This window comes from Persicobacter diffluens, assembly GCF_036244895.1.
In the GTDB taxonomy this organism is placed as follows: Bacteria; Bacteroidota; Bacteroidia; order Cytophagales; family Cyclobacteriaceae; genus Persicobacter; species Persicobacter diffluens.
This window is the reverse complement of record NZ_BQKE01000001.1, coordinates 1,123,150-1,146,088: the sequence shown is the minus strand read 5'-3', so window position 1 is coordinate 1,146,088 and position 22,939 is coordinate 1,123,150. Positions and strand designations below refer to the sequence as shown.

At 43.2% G+C, this 22,939-nt stretch carries 23 protein-coding genes and 1 tRNA gene; 17 read left to right on the top strand and 7 right to left on the bottom strand.

All coding sequences use genetic code 11. The features are described 5' to 3' along the window. Nucleotides 1-274: 274 nt before the first annotated feature. Nucleotides 275-898, top strand: coding sequence for a hypothetical protein (locus AAA970_RS04865; RefSeq protein ID WP_338236164.1), 624 nt, complete (start codon nt 275-277; stop codon nt 896-898). Between the two features lie 358 nt (nt 899-1,256). On the opposite strand, the gene rplT is transcribed toward AAA970_RS04865, so the two are convergent. From rplT to AAA970_RS04840, 5 genes are all read right to left on the bottom strand, one after another. Continuing rightward, nucleotides 1,257-1,601, bottom strand: a complete 345-nt coding sequence (rplT, locus tag AAA970_RS04860; RefSeq protein ID WP_053404314.1) for a 50S ribosomal protein L20 — start codon at nt 1,599-1,601, stop codon at nt 1,257-1,259. Nucleotides 1,602-1,709: 108 nt separating this feature from the next. Next, a complete protein-coding gene (gene rpmI / locus AAA970_RS04855) occupies nt 1,710-1,904 on the bottom strand; it encodes a 50S ribosomal protein L35 (protein ID WP_053404313.1) in 195 nt (64 codons plus the stop codon). 99 nt (nt 1,905-2,003) lie between these two features. Next, the gene (gene infC / locus AAA970_RS04850) at nt 2,004-2,531 is read right to left on the bottom strand and encodes a translation initiation factor IF-3 (protein ID WP_053404312.1); all 528 of its coding nucleotides are present in this window, start codon (nt 2,529-2,531) and stop codon (nt 2,004-2,006) included. A 287-nt stretch (nt 2,532-2,818) separates the two neighbouring features. Next, on the bottom strand, nt 2,819-4,768 hold the full coding sequence (thrS, locus tag AAA970_RS04845) for a threonine--tRNA ligase (RefSeq protein WP_053404311.1): 1,950 nt from the start codon (nt 4,766-4,768) through the stop codon (nt 2,819-2,821). A 362-nt stretch (nt 4,769-5,130) separates the two neighbouring features. After that, a complete protein-coding gene (locus tag AAA970_RS04840; RefSeq protein ID WP_338236163.1) occupies nt 5,131-5,937 on the bottom strand; it encodes a formate/nitrite transporter family protein in 807 nt (268 codons plus the stop codon). Between the two features lie 502 nt (nt 5,938-6,439). On the opposite strand from AAA970_RS04840, the gene AAA970_RS04835 reads away from it, so the two are divergent. From AAA970_RS04835 to AAA970_RS04760, 16 genes are all read left to right on the top strand, one after another. Continuing rightward, nucleotides 6,440-7,540, top strand: a complete 1,101-nt coding sequence (locus AAA970_RS04835; RefSeq protein ID WP_338236162.1) for a vWA domain-containing protein — start codon at nt 6,440-6,442, stop codon at nt 7,538-7,540. A gap of 99 nt (nt 7,541-7,639) precedes the next feature. Further along, the gene (locus AAA970_RS04830) at nt 7,640-9,142 is read left to right on the top strand and encodes a magnesium chelatase ATPase subunit I (protein WP_338236161.1); all 1,503 of its coding nucleotides are present in this window, start codon (nt 7,640-7,642) and stop codon (nt 9,140-9,142) included. A 309-nt stretch (nt 9,143-9,451) separates the two neighbouring features. Beyond that, complete coding sequence (locus AAA970_RS04825; RefSeq protein ID WP_060685814.1) at nt 9,452-10,132, top strand: metal-dependent hydrolase; 681 nt, start codon at nt 9,452-9,454, stop codon at nt 10,130-10,132. Between the two features lie 6 nt (nt 10,133-10,138). Continuing rightward, complete coding sequence (locus AAA970_RS04820) at nt 10,139-10,912, top strand: ParA family protein (RefSeq protein WP_053404305.1); 774 nt, start codon at nt 10,139-10,141, stop codon at nt 10,910-10,912. 74 nt (nt 10,913-10,986) lie between these two features. Then, the gene (locus AAA970_RS04815) at nt 10,987-11,892 is read left to right on the top strand and encodes a ParB/RepB/Spo0J family partition protein (protein ID WP_053404304.1); all 906 of its coding nucleotides are present in this window, start codon (nt 10,987-10,989) and stop codon (nt 11,890-11,892) included. Between the two features lie 5 nt (nt 11,893-11,897). After that, nucleotides 11,898-12,557 carry a DUF5683 domain-containing protein gene (locus AAA970_RS04810; protein WP_338236160.1) on the top strand — a complete coding sequence of 220 codons (660 nt, stop codon included), beginning with the start codon at nt 11,898-11,900 and terminating at the stop codon, nt 12,555-12,557. Between the two features lie 29 nt (nt 12,558-12,586). Continuing rightward, nucleotides 12,587-13,303 carry a 4-hydroxy-tetrahydrodipicolinate reductase gene (dapB, locus tag AAA970_RS04805; protein ID WP_338236159.1) on the top strand — a complete coding sequence of 239 codons (717 nt, stop codon included), beginning with the start codon at nt 12,587-12,589 and terminating at the stop codon, nt 13,301-13,303. Between the two features lie 11 nt (nt 13,304-13,314). Beyond that, a complete protein-coding gene (lepB, locus tag AAA970_RS04800) occupies nt 13,315-14,412 on the top strand; it encodes a signal peptidase I (protein WP_338236158.1) in 1,098 nt (365 codons plus the stop codon). Between the two features lie 304 nt (nt 14,413-14,716). After that, nucleotides 14,717-15,103, top strand: coding sequence for a Co2+/Mg2+ efflux protein ApaG (gene apaG / locus AAA970_RS04795; RefSeq protein WP_053404300.1), 387 nt, complete (start codon nt 14,717-14,719; stop codon nt 15,101-15,103). Nucleotides 15,104-15,499: 396 nt separating this feature from the next. Then, the gene (locus AAA970_RS04790; RefSeq protein WP_338236157.1) at nt 15,500-16,276 is read left to right on the top strand and encodes an O-methyltransferase; all 777 of its coding nucleotides are present in this window, start codon (nt 15,500-15,502) and stop codon (nt 16,274-16,276) included. Between the two features lie 57 nt (nt 16,277-16,333). Continuing rightward, complete coding sequence (locus tag AAA970_RS04785; protein WP_338236156.1) at nt 16,334-17,254, top strand: chromosome segregation protein SMC; 921 nt, start codon at nt 16,334-16,336, stop codon at nt 17,252-17,254. A gap of 211 nt (nt 17,255-17,465) precedes the next feature. Then, nucleotides 17,466-17,837 (top strand): 30S ribosomal protein S6, encoded by a 372-nt coding sequence (rpsF, locus tag AAA970_RS04780; protein WP_053404297.1) that lies wholly within the window; start codon nt 17,466-17,468, stop codon nt 17,835-17,837. 3 nt (nt 17,838-17,840) lie between these two features. Then, nucleotides 17,841-18,092 (top strand): 30S ribosomal protein S18, encoded by a 252-nt coding sequence (rpsR, locus tag AAA970_RS04775; RefSeq protein ID WP_071932170.1) that lies wholly within the window; start codon nt 17,841-17,843, stop codon nt 18,090-18,092. Nucleotides 18,093-18,123: 31 nt separating this feature from the next. Then, nucleotides 18,124-18,567, top strand: coding sequence for a 50S ribosomal protein L9 (rplI, locus tag AAA970_RS04770; protein WP_338236155.1), 444 nt, complete (start codon nt 18,124-18,126; stop codon nt 18,565-18,567). A 190-nt stretch (nt 18,568-18,757) separates the two neighbouring features. Next, a complete protein-coding gene (locus tag AAA970_RS04765; protein ID WP_338236154.1) occupies nt 18,758-20,386 on the top strand; it encodes a glutamate synthase-related protein in 1,629 nt (542 codons plus the stop codon). A 2-nt stretch (nt 20,387-20,388) separates the two neighbouring features. Further along, nucleotides 20,389-21,228 (top strand): hypothetical protein, encoded by an 840-nt coding sequence (locus tag AAA970_RS04760; protein ID WP_053404294.1) that lies wholly within the window; start codon nt 20,389-20,391, stop codon nt 21,226-21,228. Nucleotides 21,229-21,431: 203 nt separating this feature from the next. Here the strand turns inward: AAA970_RS04760 and AAA970_RS04755 are convergent, their stop codons facing one another. Both AAA970_RS04755 and AAA970_RS04750 read right to left on the bottom strand, forming a co-directional pair. Beyond that, a complete protein-coding gene (locus AAA970_RS04755) occupies nt 21,432-21,911 on the bottom strand; it encodes a hypothetical protein (protein WP_338236153.1) in 480 nt (159 codons plus the stop codon). Between the two features lie 468 nt (nt 21,912-22,379). Then, a tRNA-Arg gene (locus tag AAA970_RS04750) sits at nt 22,380-22,451 on the bottom strand. Nucleotides 22,452-22,939: the final 488 nt, after the last annotated feature.

Here is a 22,939-nt window from a genome sequence, read left to right as displayed (position 1 = left end):
TTTTACGGAAAGGTGGACAAATACTCCATTGGCTTTTCCTTTCGAAATTTATCCGACTAAACAGAAGAATAGAGCGTATACTAGCACAACCCAACAAGGACTCAAAACACATTCAACAGCCTGAAATTAACCCCCTTAAATCATTTCACTGAAGGCCGCAGCGCAAAAATTGAATTAAGAAATAGCAGCTTCTCCGTCAATATTATCCAGTAAAAAAAAGCAGCAAATCGAACATTTCTTTTAACTTAGAGGACTATCTATATTAGTTTAAAGTATGATCAAACCTTTACTATATTTTATTGCCCTTTTACTTATTTTCGCCCACCCTCTCCTTGCCCAAAAAAATTATGAAAAAGGATACATCGTCACCAATGAAGGCGACACACTTCATGGAAAAATAAAAGCACGCAGAGATCTTCAAATGGCCTCTTCGGTTAAGTTCATTAATCTGAAAGGTAAAAAATCCACCAAAAGCGCAAGCGAGCTCAGCGCCTACCAAATCAGCAACACCACCTACCACAGCTTCCCGCTGGTTTCCGGCGTACAGAATAAAATGACTTTCTTAAGACTGGAAGCCGCCGGAGCGGTCAATCTGTATTATGTCGAGGTGGAATATTCAGACACCGAAACCACCCCTGCCCTAAGCCAGGACTTCAAAACCGTGGAACCCCCGCAGGGCATCCCCAATGCTAATGACGGAAACAATCTTTATCTGAACCGCCACAAGAGCCGGGACCTCACCTTAGTGGAACGCTCCTTTTTTAAAATCATCATCCAAAACTTCTTTGGCGACGATCAGAAAATTGTGAAAAAAGTCAACAACCGCACTTATCGTTTTGATGACCTAAAAGACATTGTAGAGGAGTATAATCAACGCCATCCTCTTCCCGGGAAATAACTTGACATCACCCGGATTTGGCATGCTAAATCCTCATTTAGCCGGAAGGCGGAAAAAATGACGGAATAGTTTCCTATTTCGAGTTTTTTCCAATGAAACAGATGAATGAGGAGAAAGCAAGCTTGCCCAAATTTAGGCTATTATAATTCAAAGAAAATAAATTTTAATAGGCTGAAAATAAATCACTTACACCTAGTCAATAGATTTAGCGATAAACAATTCGGCTTAGCAGAACCCATATTAACAAACTACCATAAAGTTCATAAGCATGACGCACTAAACCAAGCGGGCGAATAATTTGACATAAAAAAACCCGTTCAAACTAATGAACGGGCCTCTATATTGAAATAGAACTATCTTATTTTACTTTCGCAACGATTGCTTTGAAAGCCTCAGGATGATTCATCGCCAAATCAGCCAATACCTTACGGTTTAGCTCAATGTTGTTCTTTTTCAATGCACCCATCAAAGCAGAGTATGACATACCCTCTAGACGAGCACCTGCGTTGATACGCTGGATCCATAGAGAACGGAAGTCACGCTTCTTAACCTTACGGTCACGGTAAGCATATCCCAAACCTTTCTCAACAGCGTTCTTAGCTACTGTCCAAACATTTTTACGGCGGCCAAAATAACCTTTGGCTAATTTAAGAACTCTTTTACGACGAGCTCTAGATGCAACGTGATTTACACTTCTTGGCATAATAATAAATTTTTTGACCTTTGGTGACCACTAGGGGTGCTTATCTTAAAGACCAAACATCTGGTGAATTAATAAATAAACCGAATCCCGGTACCCGACCGGAATAGATTAGATGTGAAGCTGAGCTTTAATGTTCGCCTCATCAGATTTGTGTACCAAACCTGCGTGAGTCAAATTACGCTTCTGCTTCGTTGTTTTTTTAGTCAAAATGTGACTTTTGAAAGCGTGCTTTCTTTTGATTTTTCCAGTACCAGTCAACTTGAAACGTTTCTTAGCACTTGATTTGGTTTTTACCTTAGGCATAATACAAATCGTTTAAAGTAAATAAAATAGTCAGATATATATTGACACAACAAAGACGGCTCCCAAAGAAACCGCCCGTCACGTGAATATTCAAAAATCTTATTTCCCCGCTTTTTTCTTTGGAGAAAGCATAATCGTCATACGCTTACCTTCCAATTTCGGCAATTGATCAACTTTCGCCAATTCCGCTAAAGCCTGAGCGAATTTAAGCAACAATACCTCACCTCGGTCTTTGAAGACAATCGTACGACCCACGAAATGCACATAGGCTTTCACTTTCGCACCTTCTTCCAAAAACTTTTCCGCATGCTTCAACTTGAAATTGAAATCGTGCTCGTCCGTATTTGGACCAAAACGAATTTCCTTCAATACGGTTTTCTGAGCTTTTGCTTTAATCTCCTTTTGCTTCTTCTTCTGCTCGTACTTAAACTTAGAGTAGTCAATGATTCTACAAACAGGAGGATCGGCCTTTGGAGAGATTTCTACCAAGTCCAAACCTTGCTCTTTGGCCATTTTAAGGGCGTCACGAGTAGAGTAAATACCCACTTCGATATTCTCCCCCACCACACGAATTTCACGTACGGTAATTTTTTCATTAACGCGATAAGGCTCTTCTTGCCTCACCATACGTCCGCGGTTTGATCTTCTCGGTCTGATAGTATGTATTTAATTATGGTTAAACTTAAATTCGAATCGCAAATATGAGGAAATTTTCTGAGGAATGGAATATTTGCAAATCAAATTACAAAATATTAAAGCAACATTCTCTAAAGGCAAAGTCTTCAGGACGAAATCGAATCACAGATGCTAGAAATTAGCGATAATCATACCAATTTCAAAGGATCAGTTGACAGCAAATAAAAAAAAACCACCCTGTAAGGAGCGGGTGGTTTTCATTAACTATCTTTCATTTATTATTCTCCGGCAATGGAGAGCTGAATTTTCTCCTGCAGATATTTCACGGCTTCCTCCAAAGTAAAGGTTCCGATATCTCCTTCACCATGCTTACGCAAAGAAACTTTTCCTTCCGCAGCCTCTTTTTCACCTGCAATAATCATGTATGGAATCTTTTTCACCTCTGCATCACGGATCTTACGACCAATCTTCTCATCACGGTGATCGATGAAGCCATTGATATCTTCCATTGTGAATGCATTATAAACCTGCTCAGCATAATCGGCATATTTCTCAGAGATTGGCAATACCGCAATTTGTTCCGGCGCCAGCCATAAGGGGAAATTACCCGCGCAATGCTCAATCAACACTGCCGTAAAACGCTCCATAGAACCAAATGGCGCTCGGTGGATCATCACCGGACGGTGCTTTTGGTTATCTGAACCGGTATACTCCAATTCAAAGCGCTGTGGCAACTGGTAATCTACCTGAATGGTTCCTAACTGCCAGGAACGACCCAAAGCATCTTTCACCATGAAATCCAGCTTAGGACCATAGAAGGCTGCTTCTCCCGTTTCTACCACAGTAACCAAGCCCTTCTCATCCGCTGCTTCCTGAATGGCCGCTTCCGCCAATGCCCAGTCCTCATCCGAACCGATGTATTTGGTTTTATTCTCAGGATCTCTCAAAGAAACCTGCGCAGTATAGTTATCAAAACCAAGAGATTTGAAAACATACAACACCAGGTCAATTACCTTTTTGAATTCCTCTTTCACCTGATCCGGACGACAGAAGATGTGTGCATCATCCTGGGTAAAACCACGAACACGGGTCAGGCCATGCAACTCACCGGACTGCTCATAACGGTAAACGGTACCGAATTCCGCCAGGCGGTAAGGCAATTCTTTATAAGAACGTGGACGAGAACGGTAGACCTCACAGTGGTGAGGACAGTTCATCGGCTTTAATAAAAATTCCTCTCCCTCAGATGGCGTATGAATAGGCTGGAAAGAATCCTCTCCGTACTTCTCATAGTGGCCGGAAGTAATGTACAAATTCTTATTTCCGATATGAGGCGTCACTACCGGCAAATAACCGGCGCGTTTTTGCTCCTTTTTAAGGAAAGACTCCAGGCGGTCACGCAGGATTGCACCTTTTGGCAACCAAAGTGGCAAGCCCATACCTACTTTCTCAGAGAAAGTGAAAAGCTCTAACTCTTTCCCCAACTTACGGTGGTCGCGCTTTTTAGCCTCTTCCAGCATCGCCAAATGCTCTTTCAGCTCTTTAGCTTTCGGGAAAGCAACACCATATATACGTGTTAACTGCTTACGAGACTCATCTCCTCGCCAATAAGCACCTGCAACGTTCAGCAATTTGATCGCTTTAATGGCACCGGTATTCGGGATATGTGGCCCACGACAAAGGTCCGTAAATTCACCCTGTGTGTAGAAAGTAATGCTACCATCTTCCAGGCCTTCCAATAGCTCCAGCTTATACTCATCGCCCTTCTCTTCGAAATAGGCAACCGCATCCGCTTTGGCAACTTCCTTACGGTCAAAAGTATTTTTCTGACGCGCCAATTCGGTCATTTTCTTCTCGATCTTTTCCAGATCTGCGGAATCAAACTCCTGATCGCCGAAATCTACATCATAGTAGAATCCGTTGTCAATAGAAGGACCAATACCGAATTTAGTGGAAGGATAAAGCGCCTGAAGCGCCTCTGCCATCAGGTGAGCGGAAGAGTGCCAGAAGGTTTTCTTTCCGTCCTCGTCATTCCAGGTTAGCAATTGTACTTCCGCATCTTCATCAATAGCCCGGTTGGAATCCCAAACTTCTCCATTCACTTTTGCAGACAATACATTTCTCGCCAAACCTTCACTAATGCTCAGGGCGATTTCATGGGACGTTACCCCTTTGTCGTACTCCCTGACAGATCCGTCAGGAAGTGTAATTTTAATTTGCTCAGACATAATATTTTTTAGTTTTCGATTTACTCAATATTACAACTATTGACTTAATCGCTTCATAATGCCGCCCGACTACAAAGAGGCGCACAGTATGGCTTGCCAAAGATACCAATAAATTTCTGCAGGCAAAAAATCATTTTCAAATCCTTGGAGGATCAGCCTCCCGCATTAACCGGCTACCCATTCCCCAAAAAAGAGCCTGAAAATACAAATCCGAAAAAAAAGGGGTGGTAATTCAGCAGCGATACCAGACCGCTAAACGGCATAGCTTCACCTGTGACTGAACAGCAACCAAGTTCTCCTGATCCTCTGCCATGTAACCAAATCATTGAAAAAAAATCCAAACCCATTCTAAACAACCTCGATCAGGCCCTTACGTGGCTGTATTTTAACAAAGACACAAAAAACGCACCACCCAAAATATTTCCGAAAGTGGCCGAAATCTGGAAGTTAAAATAATGCCCCAGACTAATCGCTCCACTGAGCACACCGGAAAACACCTCTATCGAACCGACAATACAATGATGAAAACCGGCAAGTCCGATTACGGTCGTGATTAAAAATATGATGAAAATACGGGAAATCGTATCTCTACTGGAGGTCAGCAACCAACCCAAAAGCCCCATTAACCAGCCCGCAAAAATCGCACTCATAAAAATGGTAGACATCGGGTAATCCACTAAATGATGAGCAATTTCCCCAAACACCCAGGCATCCAAAAAACCTATTTCAGGTCCGTAATGCACAATAATGAAACTAAACAAAAAGCCTCCCACCAAATTCCCGGCATACACCAGCCCCCAAAGGGAAAAAAGCTGTCGTATTCCCACTTCTTTTTTTAATACGGGCAACATCGCCAATGCAGTATGTTCGGTAAATAGTTCCGACCTGCCCAATATCACAAACAGAAAGCCCAGCGGGTAACACAAAGCCAGGAATACTTTGACCGTTACCGGATCTGCATCATAACCCAGCATAGTATAGACCAGCCCCATTAGTAAAAAACTAAAACCTATCTCCAGCCCTGCTGAGAAAGCCGACAGCAAAAGCCCAATGGAAGAACGGTTAAATTCATGCAGGCTCATTTCGATCTGTTCATCAAGAATTTGATCCAAAGGCTTTGGTTGATCTTTTTTTTCAACCAGGGCATTATCCCTATTTTTTTTATTCATAGTTATTCATTTGAGTTCCACAAAGCGCTTAGAACATGTGTAAAACCAAAATTCGTGACGAAAATTTGATTATTGCAGAAGCGATACCCGATTATTTTGAGAAAAATAGCAGCGCTATTGTAATTAAATTATCCAAATCACTTTCAATAATTCGAATTTGCAGTCGGAGGGTGTGGTATTAAACACGCTCTTAAGCCGAATTATTCACCGCTTAATTCATCTCTTAATCATAAGTAGTTTATTTTCAGTGCATTTTAATTTATTTTCATTGATTTAAAATAGCCCAATTTTGGCAAGCTTGCTTTCTCCTCATTCATCTGTTTCGTTGAAAAACTCGAAATAGGAAAAATTCCTTCATTTTTTCCGCCTTACAGCTAAACGAGGATTTAAGTATGAATTATCCGGCTTAATGAAAATTATAGGGAATTGTCCCCGAAATACCATTGTTTAATTAAAATATCAAATAAATTGTTATTTCAAAGCTAAACACCTCACTTACAATATGATCGGGTACAGATTCTCTCCCCCACAAATAGGCTCCGGAAATCAACAATCTCCCTTTCAAAAATTGCTGGATATTTTCCTCCAACTCTCTACAATCACCTCGGGTGATGTGTCTGAGGCTATGGCCTGGATGAACAACCTGGACCGGCAATATCAGTTGACGGACGATCAATACGGCATGGGTAATTTCTACCGGGACCTGAAAGATAAAGGCTACATCCGGGAAAACCCACAGGATGGGCAATTTGAGATCACCGCAAAGAGCGAAGGGAAAATCAGGAAGAATGCCCTGGAAGAAATTTTCGGCAAATTACGCAAGAGCAAGAGAGGCAATCACCACACTCCTTTCCCCGGACAACAGGGAGATGAGCTGGGCGCTGACCGCCGTCCCTGGCAGTTTGGTGATGCCCCCGGACAAATTTCCATGACGGACAGCCTTCGGAATGCACAAATTAATCATGGCATCAGCGCTTTTAATCTTCAGGAAAATGACCTGGAAGTGGTAGAAAAAGAATTCAAAACACAAACTTCCACTGTACTGATGATCGACATTTCCCACTCCATGATCCTTTACGGAGAAGATCGCATCACCCCGGCCAAAAAGGTGGCGATGGCCTTAGCCGAAATGATCACCAAAAAATATCCCAAAGACACCTTGGACATTTTAGTCTTTGGAAATGACGCCTGGCAAATTGAAATCAAAGACCTACCCTATTTAAAGGTGGGGCCGTACCACACCAATACCGTAGCGGGACTGGAACTTGCCATGGATTTATTAAGAAGGCGCAAAAACAGCAACAAGCAGATATTTATGATTACCGACGGCAAACCTTCCTGCCTGAAGGAGCCCCGTGGGTATTACAAAAACAGCTTTGGCCTGGACCGGAAAATTGTCAACAAATGTCTGAATCTGGCCGCACAAGCCAGAAGGATTCACATTCCGATCACCACCTTTATGATCGCTTCGGACCCTTACCTGCAACAATTTGTGCGGGAGTTTACGGAAGTCAACCAGGGTAATGCCTATTTCTCCGGTCTTCAGGGACTGGGAGATCTGGTTTTTGAAGACTACAAAAGAAATCGAAGAAGAAATATTTAGTGCCGCTAAGCCAAACATACCCCAAACCGCATCATCGGACTTCTCCAGCCGAACCAATTCCTGTTATAATTCAGTAAAAGAAAACCGAAACTCAAAACCATGACCAATACACCCAAACCCTCTCCGACTGAGATCAAAACATTTGGAGCATTAAAAAAAGCGGGTTTCCAGCCGCAAAGCACCAAAGCAGAATTAAGAAAAAACCTGATTCAGGCTTTGCAAAATGACGTGAATCCCTTCAAAGGCATTCATGGCTATGAAGAAACTGTGATTCCGGAACTTCAAAGAGCTATTTTAGCCGGGCACAACATCAACCTTTTGGGTTTAAGGGGACAGGCCAAAACCCGTATAGCCCGCCTGATGACCAACCTCCTGGATGAATACATTCCGTATATCGAAGGCTCTGAAATCAATGACGATCCCTTCCACCCCCTCTCTTTTTTCGGCAGACAGCAAATACTGAATTTGGGGGATGAAACACCTATTGCCTGGCTGCATCGCGACCTTCGCTATGTGGAAAAACTAGCCACCCCCGATGTTACCGTAGCCGACCTCATTGGTGACATTGACCCCATAAAAGCCGCTGCGCAAAAGCTTTCTTATTCTGACGAACGCATCATCCATTTCGGACTGATCCCCAGATCGAACCGCGGCATTTTCGTCATCAATGAGCTTCCCGATCTGCAAGCACGCATACAGGTGGCGTTGTTCAACATTCTGCAGGAAGGCGACATCCAGATCCGGGGCTTCCAGCTACGCCTGCCTCTGGATTTACAGTTCGTCTTCACAGCCAATCCGGAAGACTACACCAACCGCGGAAGCATCGTCACCCCATTGAAAGACCGCATCGAAAGCCAGATCATCACCCACTACCCACCAACGCTGGACATCGGGGAGAAAATCACCCGACAAGAAGCCAAAATCAGCGCTGAGCTGCAGGAGAAGATTCATATTTCGCCACTTCTTTTCAGTCTGATAGAACAAATTGCTGCCGAAGCCCGGGAGTCCGAATATGTGGATGGCAAAAGCGGCGTTTCCGCCCGATTGACCATTTCCGCTCTGGAAACCCTTTACTCCACCATTGAAAGAAGAATGCTGATCAATGGAGAGTCCACAGGGGCGGCACGCATTGCGGACTTCCTCAAAATCACCCCGGCCATTACCGGAAAGGTAGAATTGGTTTATGAAGGAGAACAAGAAGGCGCTGCTGCGGTAGCCGCTAATTTAATGGACAAAGCCATTCGTATTCAGTTTGAAAAATATTTCCCCTCCCCGGAAAAAGCCCGAAAGAAGGAGGTAAACCCCTATGGAAAAATCAGCGAATATTTCGAAAAAGGAAATGTAGTGGATGTGATGGATGAATTCTCTGAAGATGATTTTACCGGGGAATTATTGGCCATCAGCCCACTCACGGATTTCATAAAAACACATTTGACCTATATACCGCAGCAAGAAATTCCGCTATTTATGGAATTCCTGCTCCATGGCCTGGCCGCCTACAGCATGCTCAGTAAAAAACCCCTCAGCGGTGGCGCACATTTCGGCGATTTTCTCTCCGGCATGCTGGACATGAGCCCGGACTTTCCGGAAGAGGAACCATAAAAACAAACAAAAAAACCACCTTCTGATGACCGTACAGTGGGTGGTTTTTTATTTTAAAAGACAATTATATTTCTTACATGCTTTTCCCATTTTTTTAAACTATATTTTATTCCTCAAAGCAAGGCAAAACCACTACACCACTCACAATCAACACCTTAAATTAGATTGATTTTGTGGTAAAATTTTTTCTTGAAATATTCACAAAAATAGTTCCACGGTTTCCACGGTTTTCCCCTTTCGATCTCTTATATTTGCGTGGAACGTGTGAAAACTGAGCTTTATTCACCCATCATTAAATTTTAACCCGCTATGAAAATCACTTATTTCGGTCATGCCGCATTCATGGTAGAAGTTGGTGGACAAAAAATTCTTTTTGATCCATTTATTACACCAAATGAACTGGCCAAAGACATTGATATTAATAGCCTTCAGCCGGATGTTATTTTGGTGAGCCATGCGCACCAGGATCATATTGTGGATGTTGAGGCGATTGCTAAAAATGCCAATGCCAATGTGGTGGCGACTTTTGAAGTAGCCAATTACTTTGCAGGTCTGGGCGTAGAAAAAGTGACGCCAATGAATCACGGCGGCACCGTAAAATTTGATTTTGGTAAGGTAAAAATGGTCAATGCCATCCACACCAGTAGCTTTCCGGACGGGAGCTATGGCGGTAATCCCGCAGGATTTGTGATCTCCACAGCAGAAGGAAGCTTCTATTATGCAGGTGATACGGCACTGACTTACGATATGAAATTAATCGCAGAAGAGTTTGATCTCAAATTCGCCATTCTGCCGATTGGAGATCATTTCACCATGGGCATCGACGACGCCCTAAAAGCAGCCGACTTTGTTGGCACCACTCAGATCGTTCCCATGCACTTTGACACCTTCCCTCCTATCGCTGTCGAAAAGGAGAGCTGCCTGGAAAAAGCAAAGGCGGCAGGTAAAGCGTTGCATTTTATTGAAATCGGAAAAAGCGTTAATCTTTAAATATTTATGGGTAAAGTAATTGCCATTGCCAACCAAAAGGGAGGCGTGGGAAAAACCACTACCGCTATTAATTTAGCGGCGAGTTTAGCGGCTTTGGAGTTTAAAACATTGGTGATTGACGCCGACCCCCAAGCCAATTCTACATCCGGACTGGGCAGGAACCCCAGAGACATCGAAATCAGCGTTTACGAATGCATGGTGGGAGATGCCACCGTTCAGGAAGCGGTAGAAGAAACCGACATTGCTTATTTGCATTTACTGCCCTCACACATCAATTTGGTGGGTGCGGAAGTAGAGATGGTCAATGAAAGCAACCGGGAGCAGAAAATGGAAAATGCCATTGCTCCAATTAAAGATGACTATGATTTTATCATCATCGATTGTTCTCCATCATTGGGATTGATTACCGTTAATGCGCTTACTGCGGCGGATTCTGTGATTATTCCGGTACAATGCGAGTATTTTGCATTGGAAGGATTAGGGAAGCTTTTGAACACCATCAAAATCATTCAGACCCGACTGAATCCAAACCTGGAAATTGAAGGGATCCTGTTAACGATGTATGATGTGCGTTTGCGCCTTTCCAATCAGGTGGTGGAAGAGGTAAAAACCCACTTCCAGCATATGGTATTCCGCAACCTGATTCCAAGGAATATCAAATTGAGTGAATCTCCGAGTTTTGGCCTACCGGCCATTGCGCATGATGCTAAAAGTAAAGGAGCGATCAGCTACCTGAACCTGGCTAAAGAGATTTTGGAGAAAAACGAATTGGTGAAATAACCATTGGGCCTAAGGCCAGGCATTTTAATTTAGAGAGCAACATATCAGTTCCGACTGATTTTGAATAAGACAATATGAGTCAAAAAAGGAAAAACGCTTTGGGAAGAGGATTAGGAGCATTACTGGAGGATTCCAAAGCGGTAAATTTCAGCAAAGCGGGCATTGATGCAGAACCCCTCAATACCCCAATGGGCATCAATGAAATTGCCGTTGATCAAATTGAAGTTAACCCTTTCCAGCCAAGGACCGACTTTGACCCGGTAGCCTTACAGGAATTAGCCGATTCCATCAAGGTACAAGGCATCATCCAGCCGATCACCCTTCGGGAGGTGGAAGCAGGTCGATTCCAGATCATTTCCGGTGAGCGAAGATATCAGGCAGCCCAATTGGCCGGCTTAAAGCACATCACCTCATATATCCGTCAGGCCAATGATCAGCAAATGCTGGAAATGGCCCTGATTGAAAACATCCAGAGAGAAGACCTGAATGCGATCGAAATCGCCTTATGTTACCAGCGATTGGTAGCTGAGTGCGGACTGAAGCAGGAAGAATTAGGTTCTCGAATTGGAAAAAACCGAACCACGGTCAATAACTATATGCGTCTGTTGAAGCTTCCTCCGGAAGTTCAGGTCGCCGTTAGGGATCGGAAAATTTCCATGGGACATGCCCGCGCCATCATCAATATTGACAATATTGATTTGCAGCTGAGCATCTTCAAAAAAATTATTGCAGAAGATCTTTCCGTGCGAAAAGTAGAGCAGTTGGTACGTGAACTTGCCAACGGAAAAGGAGCGGAAGGAAAAGCAAAATCACTGGATCCGGAACGCGCCTATCAGATCAAACGTATTCAGTCAAGACTAAGCTCACACTTTGGTACCAAGGTAGCCATTGCATCTGACGACAAAGACAAAGGGTTCATTAAAATTCCTTTTGTTTCTGCGGAGGACTTCAATAGAATCATGGACATCCTAGACCTTTAGACTGAATGATCAACCGTCTGATTTTCACCCTGTGCATCAGCTTATTTTGTAGCGCCCCACTTTGGGCACAAAATAACTTCAACACGCCCACAGGGCCTATAGAATATGAGGCCATTCAGGACACTTTGAAATCAGCAAAAAAGCAAGCCGTCATTCAGGGCTACACCCCCGACGGCAAAGTTCCTGAAGGAGACCTCAATGAACCCGCTGTGCGGGAATATAAAAATGTACCCATCCGGGCAGCGATGTATTCCGCCGCGGTTCCGGGACTGGGACAGATTTATAATAAAAAATACTGGAAACTACCAATCATTTACGGAGGTGGAATTGCCATAGGCTACTTCATTGCCTATAATGACCAATACTATCAGTTATTTCGAACCGCGGCTTTTGATTCAGCCAATGGAGTTGATAACCCATTAGCCGATAATTTCACCTTAGAACAGCTGGAGCAAAGGGCTGATATCGCTCAGCGTAACCGGGAATGGTCTATGGTATTTATGGTCGCACTTTATGCCCTGCAAATTGTGGATGCCCATGTGGACTCTCACCTGCGGGATTTCGAAATAACACCTGACTTAGCCATGGGGGTAAGGCCCTCACTCCTGCCAACGCTTCACGGAGTTCCGGCTCCGGGATTAACCGTTAACTTTACTTTTAAATAAACGTCGGCAATTAAAACACCTTTATTATTATGAAAATCGCACTTTTAGGATACGGAAAAATGGGTAAAATCATCGAGCAGATTGCCCTGGACCGTGGACACGAAATCGTGGCTAAAATTGACAAAGATAATGCAGCAGACCTGGCCAATTTGAATGGGGACACCGTGGATGTCGCCATTGAATTCTCCATGCCTGCTGTCGCTTATGATAACCTGACCACCTGTATCAAAAATGGTATTCCGGTACTTTCCGGCACTACGGGCTGGTTGGACAAGCTTCCTGAGCTGGAGCAATTGGTAGCCGAACAAAATGGCACGTTTTTTTATGCATCCAATTATAGCATCGGAGTAAATCTGTTTTTCAAAGTCAATGAGTTTTTAGCTAAATTGATGAATCCTCAGAAAGAATATGAGGTGGACATGGTGGAAATTCACCATACTGAAAAGCTGGATGCTCCTTCCGGAACAGCCATTACGCTTGCTGAAGGCGTTTTGGATAATGTAGAACGCAAAGCCAAATGGGTCAATGAATCCTCCGAAAAGGCGGAAGAATTAGACATTATCTCTTTGCGTGAAGCAGAAGTTCCGGGCACTCATAGCGTACACTACCGTTCGGAAGTGGACGATATTGAGATCAAACACACCGCTCATAGCAGAAAAGGCTTTGCCCTGGGCGCTGTTTTAGTGGCCGAATGGTTACCAAAACAAAAGGGAGTGTGCAGCATGGATGACTTCTTGAAATTATAATTTTACACCATATGGAAATCCTGACGAATAAGGACAAAGTGGAAAAGACCAAAAAGAAAAAATCATTTTTTAGAGAATGGGCAGATGCCATCGTATTTGCGGTTATTGCCGCAACTTTTATCCGATGGTTATTCATGGAAGCCTTCACCATCCCTACCCCATCCATGGAGCATTCCTTGTTGGTAGGCGACTTTTTATTTGTGAGTAAAATGCACTATGGCGCGCGAACTGCCGCTACGCCCTTACAGGTGCCTTTAACCCACCAAAAGATTTGGGGAACGGACATTCCATCTTATTCGGATAAGATTCAACTTCCGCAATATCGACTGCCGGGTTTCTCTGAAGTAAAAAGAAATGATGTCGTGGTATTTAATTTCCCTACGGAGTTTCAGTATCCGGTAGACCTCAAGACCAACTACATCAAGCGATGCATTGGTTTACCCGGGGAAAGCATCGAAATAAAAGACACCCAGGTTTACATCAACGGACAGCCGATTGAAAACCCTGCGGAGATGCAATTCAAGTATTACATCAAAACCAATGAAACCGTACAGGAAAGAGTTTGGCGAGAGCACAATGTGAATGTAGCGGACGTCATTCGCGTGAGAGGCGGATTTTTGGCCGATTTGACCAATATCACTGCTGAAAAAATGCGTGCCCTTCCCTTCATTGAGGATGTAGTCATCCTGAAGAAAAATAAAGACGATGCGGAATCTCGCATTTACCCGGACGCCACTCGCTTTCCATGGAATGCGGACTGGTGGGGCCCACTGACCATTCCGGCCAAAGATATGACCGTCCAATTAGATGCGGATAATGTCAAACGCTATGGCGCCGTGATCAAAAATTACGAACACAATGAAAATGTAGAAATCAAAGGGGATGAACTTTTCATGGATGGGCAGAAAATCAATGAATATACCTTCAAGCAGAATTACTATTTCATGATGGGAGATAACCGTCACAATTCTGAAGATTCTCGCTTCTGGGGCTTTGTCCCAATGGATCATATTGTGGGTAAAGCATACTTCACTTTCTGGTCCATGGATCCTACCGCCTCAGGTATGGAAAAGTGGCGTTTTGACCGAATCCTTAGAATGATCGACTAATTTCAGGAAAATATAACATAAAGCCGATTTCGTACAGGAATCGGCTTTTTTATTTCCAAAAAAACAATAATGACATTACCATTTCCTGTTTCTTTTTAATAAATTATTGGAAATGAAGGAAAACCATTTTAGCTGCAACGCACCTCTTCTTTTCACTTTGGACTCATTTTATCCTTAAATACAACGGATTTATTGAAAATGGGCTAATAATGCCAAGTGTAAGGTATGAAGATTAAACCATGAACAATCTTCGCCGTTATAGAAAAGTGCATCAGCCACGGAATCAGTAAACGGAATAGGAACTATGGTTACAGAAATCACCCACGGAATAAAAGTTACCGTTGAAACGGAATATCAGCCCGACTACTCCAGTCCTATCCAGCATCACTATGTCTTCACCTATCGTATCTCTATAGAAAATCAAAGTGAATACACCATCCAGTTGATGAGCCGTCATTGGGAAATTCACGACAGTAACGGACAAAAAAGAGAAGTGGATGGTGATGGTGTGGTAGGCCAGCAACCTGTACTGGAGCCTGGCGCAGTGCATAAATACGTCTCCGGATGCAACCTTAAAACCGGCATTGGAAAAATGCTCGGGAAATACAATATGGAAAGGCAACTGGATGGCAAGCGTTTTGACGTTGCCATACCGGAATTCAATATGATGGTGCCTTTCAGGATGAATTAGATAAAATTGGAGTAAAAAGTTTGAAAGCACGAATTCCCCGGATTATCTCGAAGGAAGTTTGGGAAGTGTGTTTCCATGGTATTAAGTGAGGCCCAGGATTTTTTGTAATAAGCTAAATCGGGCAATCAATACATTATATTAAATATTCCACCGGTTCTTTTTTATTTTTGACTGACTTGAATCTAACTTCAAACAGGCAATTTGCTACGCCCTATTGTTAGTATTTGTAGGGCCGAGATTTTTGCCACGAATGACACCATGGTTCGGAAATAAAAGAGAATGGTTTGCTACAGGAATGAGTGGGAATGGACATTTGCAGCTACCAATTTAACAAGTTAATGAGATTTGTAGGAGGCGGCCTTTTTGCCTAATTTGCACCGCAATTAGGCTTTTTTTATGTCATTACATTCCGCATTACATTTCATCCGGCATTTTTTATTAGCAGTAGATCGCCACTCCCTGCAAGGGAGCTTCGCCTTTCGGCTTTTTGAACAGACGCAAGGAAAGCCATTGCCTGCCCAACCTGCCATTGAACAGATTCGAAAACAATTATTACAGGACCCTACTCTCATTAGCTTTCATGACTTAGGCGCCAAATCTGGTCATAGAACCACCAGCATTCAAAAGATTGCGCAGAGCAGCTTGTCTTCTTTTCGCATGTCGGTTTTCTTCCGAAGACTGCTGGATTGGCGAAAAGCTAAAACCGTATTGGAACTAGGCACCAGCCTGGGTATAAATGCAGCCTATTTAGCACAAAATGCCGACCGTCAGCTTTATACTTTTGAAGGCATTCCTGAGATTGGGCAAATCGCTCAAAAAAATTGGGAAAAACTTCAAATTCACAACATTCAACTCATTCCTGGCAATATAGATGAAAGCCTTCCGCAATGGCTGACAGAAAAACAAGCCAAAATTGATATCGCCTTTATAGATGCCAATCATACCTATGCTGCCACCATGCGGTACTTTGAACAACTACTTCCCTTCCTGCACGAGGACAGCTTACTGATTTTTGACGACCTGTATTATTCCAAAGCCATGACCCAGGCCTGGGAGGAAATTAAGGCGCACCCCAAAGTCCATTGTGCTTTTGATTATTACCGATTCGGTATCCTCAGCTTTTCCCCCCGCCAAAACCCCAAAAGCTATCGGATGGAGTTTCGATGGTGGTAATTATTTTGCGGCCAATTCATGTATCCTATTGAATTTTAATGCGGCCTTTATATTTTTGTGTCAAACGATTTAGAGAATACCATTATGTCCGAAGAAAAAAAGGGAGGGGCCAATCTAATGCCCGTAGTTATTGTCCTGGCGGTGCTATTAGTCGCGAGCCTGGGATACATTTTTTACCTTCACAAAGTGAACACTGTTTCACAGGAAGAACTGGCGCAATCTCAGAAAAATGTAGAGGTGCTTCAGGCTGACCTGGACAATAAAATTGCCGAGATTCAGGAGCTGGGAGGAAACGTGGAGGATTTGCAAGCCATCCGTGCCCAATTAGAAGAAGAGAAGTCTACGCTGGAAAACAAAAATTCCGTGACCACCCGCCAATTGATGGAATTCCAAAATAAAGCAGAAGGCTATCGTGAGTTGCTGCTGCGCAAGGAAAAGGAAATTGCCAAGCTCAAGCAAATTAATGACCAGCTGGTGACGGAAAATGTGGAGCTGAAAGAAGAGAAAAACGAGCTGAACCGCAATATCAAAAACCTGAATGCAGAAAGAGAAAAATTGAATGATAAAGTCGCATTCGCATCCCGTTTAAAAACAAAAGACCTGGAAGTATTTGCGGTCAGTGATAATGGCAAAGAACGTGAAGGCAGCGAATTCCGCCAGCGCCATTTGGACAAGCTGAAGGTAAGCTTCCAAATTGCGGAAAATAAAGTAGCTCCTGTGGGTGGCCGTGATATCATGATCCGCCTGATCGACGAGAATGACAACGTTCTTTTTGATGTCTCTAAAGGTGGGGGTACTTTTATGTACAATGGCCGCGAGACCTTTTACACCGAAAAGCAAAACATCCTTTTCGATAACTCCAAGCAAAGCCTGACTTTCGTTTACGACAAAGGCAGTGAATATGATAAGGGAAAATACATACTGGAAGTATTCACCGATGACTACAAAATGGGCGAAATACCATTTTCGGTGCGATAAGCATCCTTATTTATTAATAGAGGGAAAAACCTCCCAAAAGTCCTGCTGGTTAAAAAACTGGCAGGATTTTTTCTTTTTACCCCTCGCTGGCAATCCGGGGGCATAATCTTTTGAAATTTAGAAGTCTCGCTTTTGTTTCTAAAGTATATACCCTATATTTGCAGGCCGAAAGAAAAGTCTTTCGATAATCTTAATTTAAAGTTTTAGCACAATGCAACTTAAAAATTACGAAACGGTTTTCATTTTAACTCCCGTTTTGTCTGATGAGCAGATGAAGGAAGCCGTTACCAAATTTGAGGACATTTTGAAGTCCAATGATGCAGAAATCATCAACCGTGAGGAGTGGGGTCTTCGCAAATTAGCTTACCCTATCCAAGCGAAAAAGACTGGTTTCTATTCACTAGTAGAATTCAAAGCTTCTGCAACTATCGTTGATGCTTTGGAAACTGAGTTCCGTCGTGATGATCGCGTTTTGCGTTTCTTGACTACTGCTTTAGAGCCAGCTGCCGTTGAATACAACGAGAAGCGTCGTAAAGGCGAGTTCAACAAAAAGAAAGAAACTACTGAAACTAAAGAAGGCTAAGTCATGACATTGATTAACGAACCAGTAAATCGTAACGAGAATCGCAAAAAATATTGCCGATTCAAGAAAAATGGTATCAAGTACATCGACTACAAAGATGCCAACTTCCTATTGAAGTTTGTGAACGATCAAGGTAAAATCTTGCCTCGTCGTATCACTGGTACTTCAGTAAAATTCCAGAAAAAAGTTTCTCAGGCGGTTAAGCGCGCACGTCACTTGGCGTTGTTGCCATACGTAACTGATTCATTGAAATAAGATTTGTAGTTTTTAAAAACCTGTATTTGAAATGGAAATTATCCTTAAAGAAAATATCAAAGGTCTAGGCTACAAAAATGACATCGTTGACGTTAAGCCTGGATACGGTCGTAACTACTTGATTCCTCAAGGGTTCGCGATCATCGCAAACACTTCTAACAAGAAGATGATTGCAGAAAACATTAAGCAAGCTGCTCACAAAGCAGAGAAGGTTAAAGCTGATGCAGAAGCTCTTGCAGCGAACATCGGTGATACTAAGTTGACTATCGCTACTAAAGCAGGTGACAACGGTAAGATCTTCGGTTCTGTGACTACTACGCAAATCTCTGCATTGTTGAAAGAAAAAGGTTACGATGTAGATCGTAAGCAAATCTCTATCAACGGTGAAGTGAAATTCGTTGGTGAGTACACTGCATCTATCGATCTTCACAAAGAAGTGAAGCACGAAGTTGCTTTCGAAGTGATCGCTGAGTAATTAGCCACTTCCCAAAAAAATTGAAGCCCGAGCTGTTGTTCGGGCTTTTTTTATATCCATATTTTCCGGAGGAACACAGAAAAACCATCCAAGTCAACCACTGACACAGGGGAGAATCAAAAAAAAAGTGGGCTAGCGAAAGAAAAATTCAATTTACGGTTGTTAATAGTATTATTCCGTAAATAAAATTATGAGACTACAAAGCTATCCTTGCGACCACCAACTCCTTGAAATTAAAGACCTTCCCGAACGCCAACCCGTTGGAGCCCAACATTTAGGCCTAGACCTAGTGATCATTAAAGATCAGGAAATGATTTCCGTCCTCTATGGCCGGTGCCTTCATCGCGGCGCACTACTCGCGGACGGGCATTTGGAAGGGCATAATTTGATTTGCGGACTGCATTACTGGGACTACCGGATTGATACGGGAGTATCAGAATACAACAATTCCGAAGCCCTTCACAAGTTTCATCACAAAATAGAAGAGGGCTGGCTGAAAGTGTCTTCGGCAGAAATTGAAGCCTACTTGAAGGAACACCCCCAGCCCTTTGACCGGGATGTATATTTAGGACAATATGCAGATACGAATCCGGAAGCTCCAGAACCTTTTACCCGACAAATTCAGTCCCTGGCAAGAGGCGGGCTGCACCACCAACACGGAGAAGCTGCCGCTATGGGAGTGGAGCGGGATAATTTGCCCAAATGGTCTAGTATACAATTTTTACCTGCCCAATTACACAAACGCCCATTATTTGATGATGCGGTGGTGAATACGACCGTCAGCATTGGCCCCGGAGCAGACTTACCTTTAAAGCTGTCCATGCCGGTTTTCATTTCAGACATGAGCTTTGGCGCCCTGAGCAAGGAAGCGAAAATAGCACTGGCCAGAGGAGCCGAAATGGCCGGCACCGGAATTTGTTCCGGCGAGGGTGGAATGCTTCCCGAGGAGCAGGAAAATAACGGACATTATTTCTATGAACTGGCTTCGGCCAAATTTGGCTTCAGCTGGGAAAAAGTAAAGAAATGTCAGGCCTTCCATTTTAAAGCCGGGCAAGGTGCCAAAACTGGCACCGGTGGCCATTTACCCGGCAATAAAGTGACGTCGGAAATTGCAGAAGTTCGCGGACTAAAGGAAGGGGAAGATGCCGTATCGCCTGCCACTTTTCCGGATTTGGTCACGGTGGAAGACTTTAAAGCCTTTGCCACCGAAGTACGGTACAAGACCGGAGGCATTCCGGTAGGAGTAAAGATGTCAGCAGCCCATTTAGAAGCAGATATTGATTTTGCACTCGCCATAGAGGTGGATTATATCATTTTGGATGGTCGTGGCGGGGGAACCGGAGCAGCACCGCTTATTTTACGAGATAATATTAATGTGCCGACTATCCCGGCGCTGGCCAGGGCAAGAAAGCATTTGGATTTAAGAGGAGCAAAGTCCGTTAGTCTGATCGTTACCGGAGGCTTACGCTTGCCAGAAGACTTTGCTAAGGCCCTGATGCTGGGTGCTGATGCAGTGGCCATTTCCAATGCAGCCTTACAAGCCATTGGCTGTCTGGGCATGCGCGCCTGCAACACCAATAATTGCCCTGTGGGTATTGCCACACAAAAAGATCATTTAAGAGCCCGATTGCAAATCGAAAAGTCCGCTCAACAGTTATACAATTATCTCACGGGTACTCAATCGCTGCTCAAGGTGATCAGCCGGGCCTGCGGGTATGCTGACATTAATGCTTTTAACCACCATGATTTAACCACCTTCGACCGGGAGATGCACCACCTTACCGGCATTGCTTATGGAGGTATCAACCCTAATCAATAACAATGGAAATAAAAACCAATACCGAAAACTTTAACGCCGCCATTACTTACCTGCACCAGTGCTCTCAGTTTATGGCCATCTTCGCGAACCAGTTGGTAAATGCTAAAGAAGACACCAGTCACACCAACTTTCTTTGGGATGAAGACCGCGGACGTCTTTACACACAAGGCTCCAATACAGACCCACGTGCCCGAATGTTTTTGCAAATCAATGAAGGCCTACTGGGTATCAGTTGTGACAAAAAAGAGGTTTTACAACCTACCGAAGGCTGGACACCGACAGAAATCTTACAATGGATGAATGATCGCCTGGCCTATTGGAAAATCAGGAAAACACCACTGGAAACAGCACTTCCTTATGAAATCCCTTACCCTAAAGCCCAGGAAGAGGCTTTTATTTCCCCGGATCACCGATGGCTGGCACAGTGGGGATTATTAATCGATCAGTTTAATGATGCAATGGAATCTATATTGGAGGGCCATACCCAACATGGCAAAACCAGGGTTTGGCCACACCATTTCGATTTAGGGAATTATATTATTTTAAATCAGGATGAGCAGGGAAATATTACCGAAAGTATTGGTTTCGGCCTCGCCATTCCGGATAGCCTTTCCCCTCACCCATACGGCTATATCAACTACTTCGGAGAGGGCAAAGAACTAGAAATCCCGAATCGTTCTCCCCTGTATGGTCAATGGGTGAAAGAAGGTATGCAGGGCATTATTTGCCCGGTGGATGTATTTCTGAATCAGGAAAGCCATCAGCCCAAAGAAGTTTTTAAGTTTTTCCAATCAGGCATAGAAACCATTCAGGCAGCGGTCAGCAAAACAGAAAACGTTTAGGCAAAGCCTGGAAAAAGTTCAAATCCATAGCGAAAATTTGATTATTGAAGAGGCGATGCCCGAATATTCTGAGAGAATAGCAGGGCCATTATTGAGAAATTATCCAAAATCACTTCCCATAATTTGAATTTGCAGACAGCTGGATGGTTTTAAACCATATCTTGAATAAAATCACCAAAGGGTCGTAAGCAATTGCGGCTCTTTTATTTTGTCACACGCCCTTTTGACTGCTGAATATCCTGCACAATACTTAAATGATGACGGCTATGAATTGTCATGAAACGAATACTTTCCTCCTTATTCAATACACCAAAATATGGATGCCTGAAATGAGCCCTGGAAGGCAAACTATCCAATAACAACAATGCTTTTTGACATTGAACGAGCTGCTCTTCCAATCGGGAAACACCGATCTCTCCCTCAGGCCTGACCATTTTCGGTGACTGCCCTCTACCTCTTGGAATACTCCCGCGAAGCCGGATAAACCACCACTTCAGGTTTAAAGCTAATCGGTATTGATCCGCCTTCGAGTGTTCCAGCACCCTTACAATGCCCATGATCACCAACATACTATGAGACAGATGCCAGTAAGTGGATACAGCAGACACCTCCTCCACCAATAGATCTCCCTGGGGAATGGCATTTTCAATCTCTTGCAGGCAAACAGTTAATGAATCGGTCATTGCAATTTGTTTTTATCAATCCTTACGACGAAGAGCCCGAAATGCTTCAAAATTTGGATTCCCGTTTATTGGCCTAAGACCGAAATGCTAGTTTTGATAATAAGGGGATTTACTTTCAAAATCAAAGGGACTCCTCGAAAAGGATAAAAATCAAGACTATAATCAATTCAGGTGAGAAATTGAACCATCAGAATCCAACAAAGCAGCATTAAATTAATGATCAAATCTAAAGGCAGTCCGGAAGGAAATAATAAAAAATGAAATTAACACCCAGCCAACTTTGGTATCCTTAGAATACCCTGAAGGTTTTTTCATATTTTCTCATCCAAACGAAGGATGAGCAATGATTTAAAAAAGGATATAAAGGGGCTAAACCACTCATTGCTGCAAAGCATCCCGCAATTCGTTGAAGAAAATGGCACAAAAAAAACCTCCACCGGTGAGATGAAGGTTTTGATATTCCAATTGTGACCCCGCTTAGAATCGAACTAAGATCTTAGGCTCCGGAAACCCACGTACTATCCATTGTACTACGGGGCCAGTCATTTGGGATTGCAAATATAAGGACTAAAACGGTTTTCCAAAGGCTTGCTCGAGGATTTTTGACAGGATTATGTAGCAACCTCAAGCAAGTAACTGAACAGCAGATTTTTCCGGACATACTTTTTTTTCAAAGATTTTCACAAAATAGAAAATACTTAACCCGGCTCATGTTTGCCAAAAATCTCCTTTAGCTGTGAGGCGGGATAAATAAAGGAATTTCCATATTCCGAGTATTTTCTAAGAGAGCAGAAGAATGAGGAACAAGCATGCTTACCCCAAATTGGACTATAAAAAATTAGGAAAACACCCATAATAAATTTGCAACAATCCATTTGGTTGGATTTGGTTAATAATGGAGTGCACAATTCGGTCGATAAAAGAAAATTAAGGGAAAGGAGGTTTTAATATTCGGGAAAATTTATGAAACTTTGTAAAAAATAAGGATCTGTCGGTCTTTTTTATCATTGACAGGTTTATTGGTATAA

Bases quoted from the DNA above. Each gene is read 5' to 3' on its own strand.
- AAA970_RS04865 (WP_338236164.1), top strand. From the start codon at position 275: ATGATCAAACCTTTACTATATTTTATTGCCCTTTTACTTATTTTCGCC.
- rplT (WP_053404314.1), bottom strand. From the start codon at position 1,601: ATGCCAAGAAGTGTAAATCACGTTGCATCTAGAGCTCGTCGTAAAAGA.
- rpmI (WP_053404313.1), bottom strand. From the start codon at position 1,904: ATGCCTAAGGTAAAAACCAAATCAAGTGCTAAGAAACGTTTCAAGTTG.
- infC (WP_053404312.1), bottom strand. From the start codon at position 2,531: ATGGTGAGGCAAGAAGAGCCTTATCGCGTTAATGAAAAAATTACCGTA.
- thrS (WP_053404311.1), bottom strand. From the start codon at position 4,768: ATGTCTGAGCAAATTAAAATTACACTTCCTGACGGATCTGTCAGGGAG.
- AAA970_RS04840 (WP_338236163.1), bottom strand. From the start codon at position 5,937: ATGAATAAAAAAAATAGGGATAATGCCCTGGTTGAAAAAAAAGATCAA.
- AAA970_RS04835 (WP_338236162.1), top strand. From the start codon at position 6,440: ATGATCGGGTACAGATTCTCTCCCCCACAAATAGGCTCCGGAAATCAA.
- AAA970_RS04830 (WP_338236161.1), top strand. From the start codon at position 7,640: ATGACCAATACACCCAAACCCTCTCCGACTGAGATCAAAACATTTGGA.
- AAA970_RS04825 (WP_060685814.1), top strand. From the start codon at position 9,452: ATGAAAATCACTTATTTCGGTCATGCCGCATTCATGGTAGAAGTTGGT.
- AAA970_RS04820 (WP_053404305.1), top strand. From the start codon at position 10,139: ATGGGTAAAGTAATTGCCATTGCCAACCAAAAGGGAGGCGTGGGAAAA.
- AAA970_RS04815 (WP_053404304.1), top strand. From the start codon at position 10,987: ATGAGTCAAAAAAGGAAAAACGCTTTGGGAAGAGGATTAGGAGCATTA.
- AAA970_RS04810 (WP_338236160.1), top strand. From the start codon at position 11,898: ATGATCAACCGTCTGATTTTCACCCTGTGCATCAGCTTATTTTGTAGC.
- dapB (WP_338236159.1), top strand. From the start codon at position 12,587: ATGAAAATCGCACTTTTAGGATACGGAAAAATGGGTAAAATCATCGAG.
- lepB (WP_338236158.1), top strand. From the start codon at position 13,315: ATGGAAATCCTGACGAATAAGGACAAAGTGGAAAAGACCAAAAAGAAA.
- apaG (WP_053404300.1), top strand. From the start codon at position 14,717: ATGGTTACAGAAATCACCCACGGAATAAAAGTTACCGTTGAAACGGAA.
- AAA970_RS04790 (WP_338236157.1), top strand. From the start codon at position 15,500: ATGTCATTACATTCCGCATTACATTTCATCCGGCATTTTTTATTAGCA.
- rpsF (WP_053404297.1), top strand. From the start codon at position 17,466: ATGCAACTTAAAAATTACGAAACGGTTTTCATTTTAACTCCCGTTTTG.
- rpsR (WP_071932170.1), top strand. From the start codon at position 17,841: ATGACATTGATTAACGAACCAGTAAATCGTAACGAGAATCGCAAAAAA.
- rplI (WP_338236155.1), top strand. From the start codon at position 18,124: ATGGAAATTATCCTTAAAGAAAATATCAAAGGTCTAGGCTACAAAAAT.
- AAA970_RS04765 (WP_338236154.1), top strand. From the start codon at position 18,758: ATGAGACTACAAAGCTATCCTTGCGACCACCAACTCCTTGAAATTAAA.
- AAA970_RS04760 (WP_053404294.1), top strand. From the start codon at position 20,389: ATGGAAATAAAAACCAATACCGAAAACTTTAACGCCGCCATTACTTAC.
- AAA970_RS04755 (WP_338236153.1), bottom strand. From the start codon at position 21,911: ATGACCGATTCATTAACTGTTTGCCTGCAAGAGATTGAAAATGCCATT.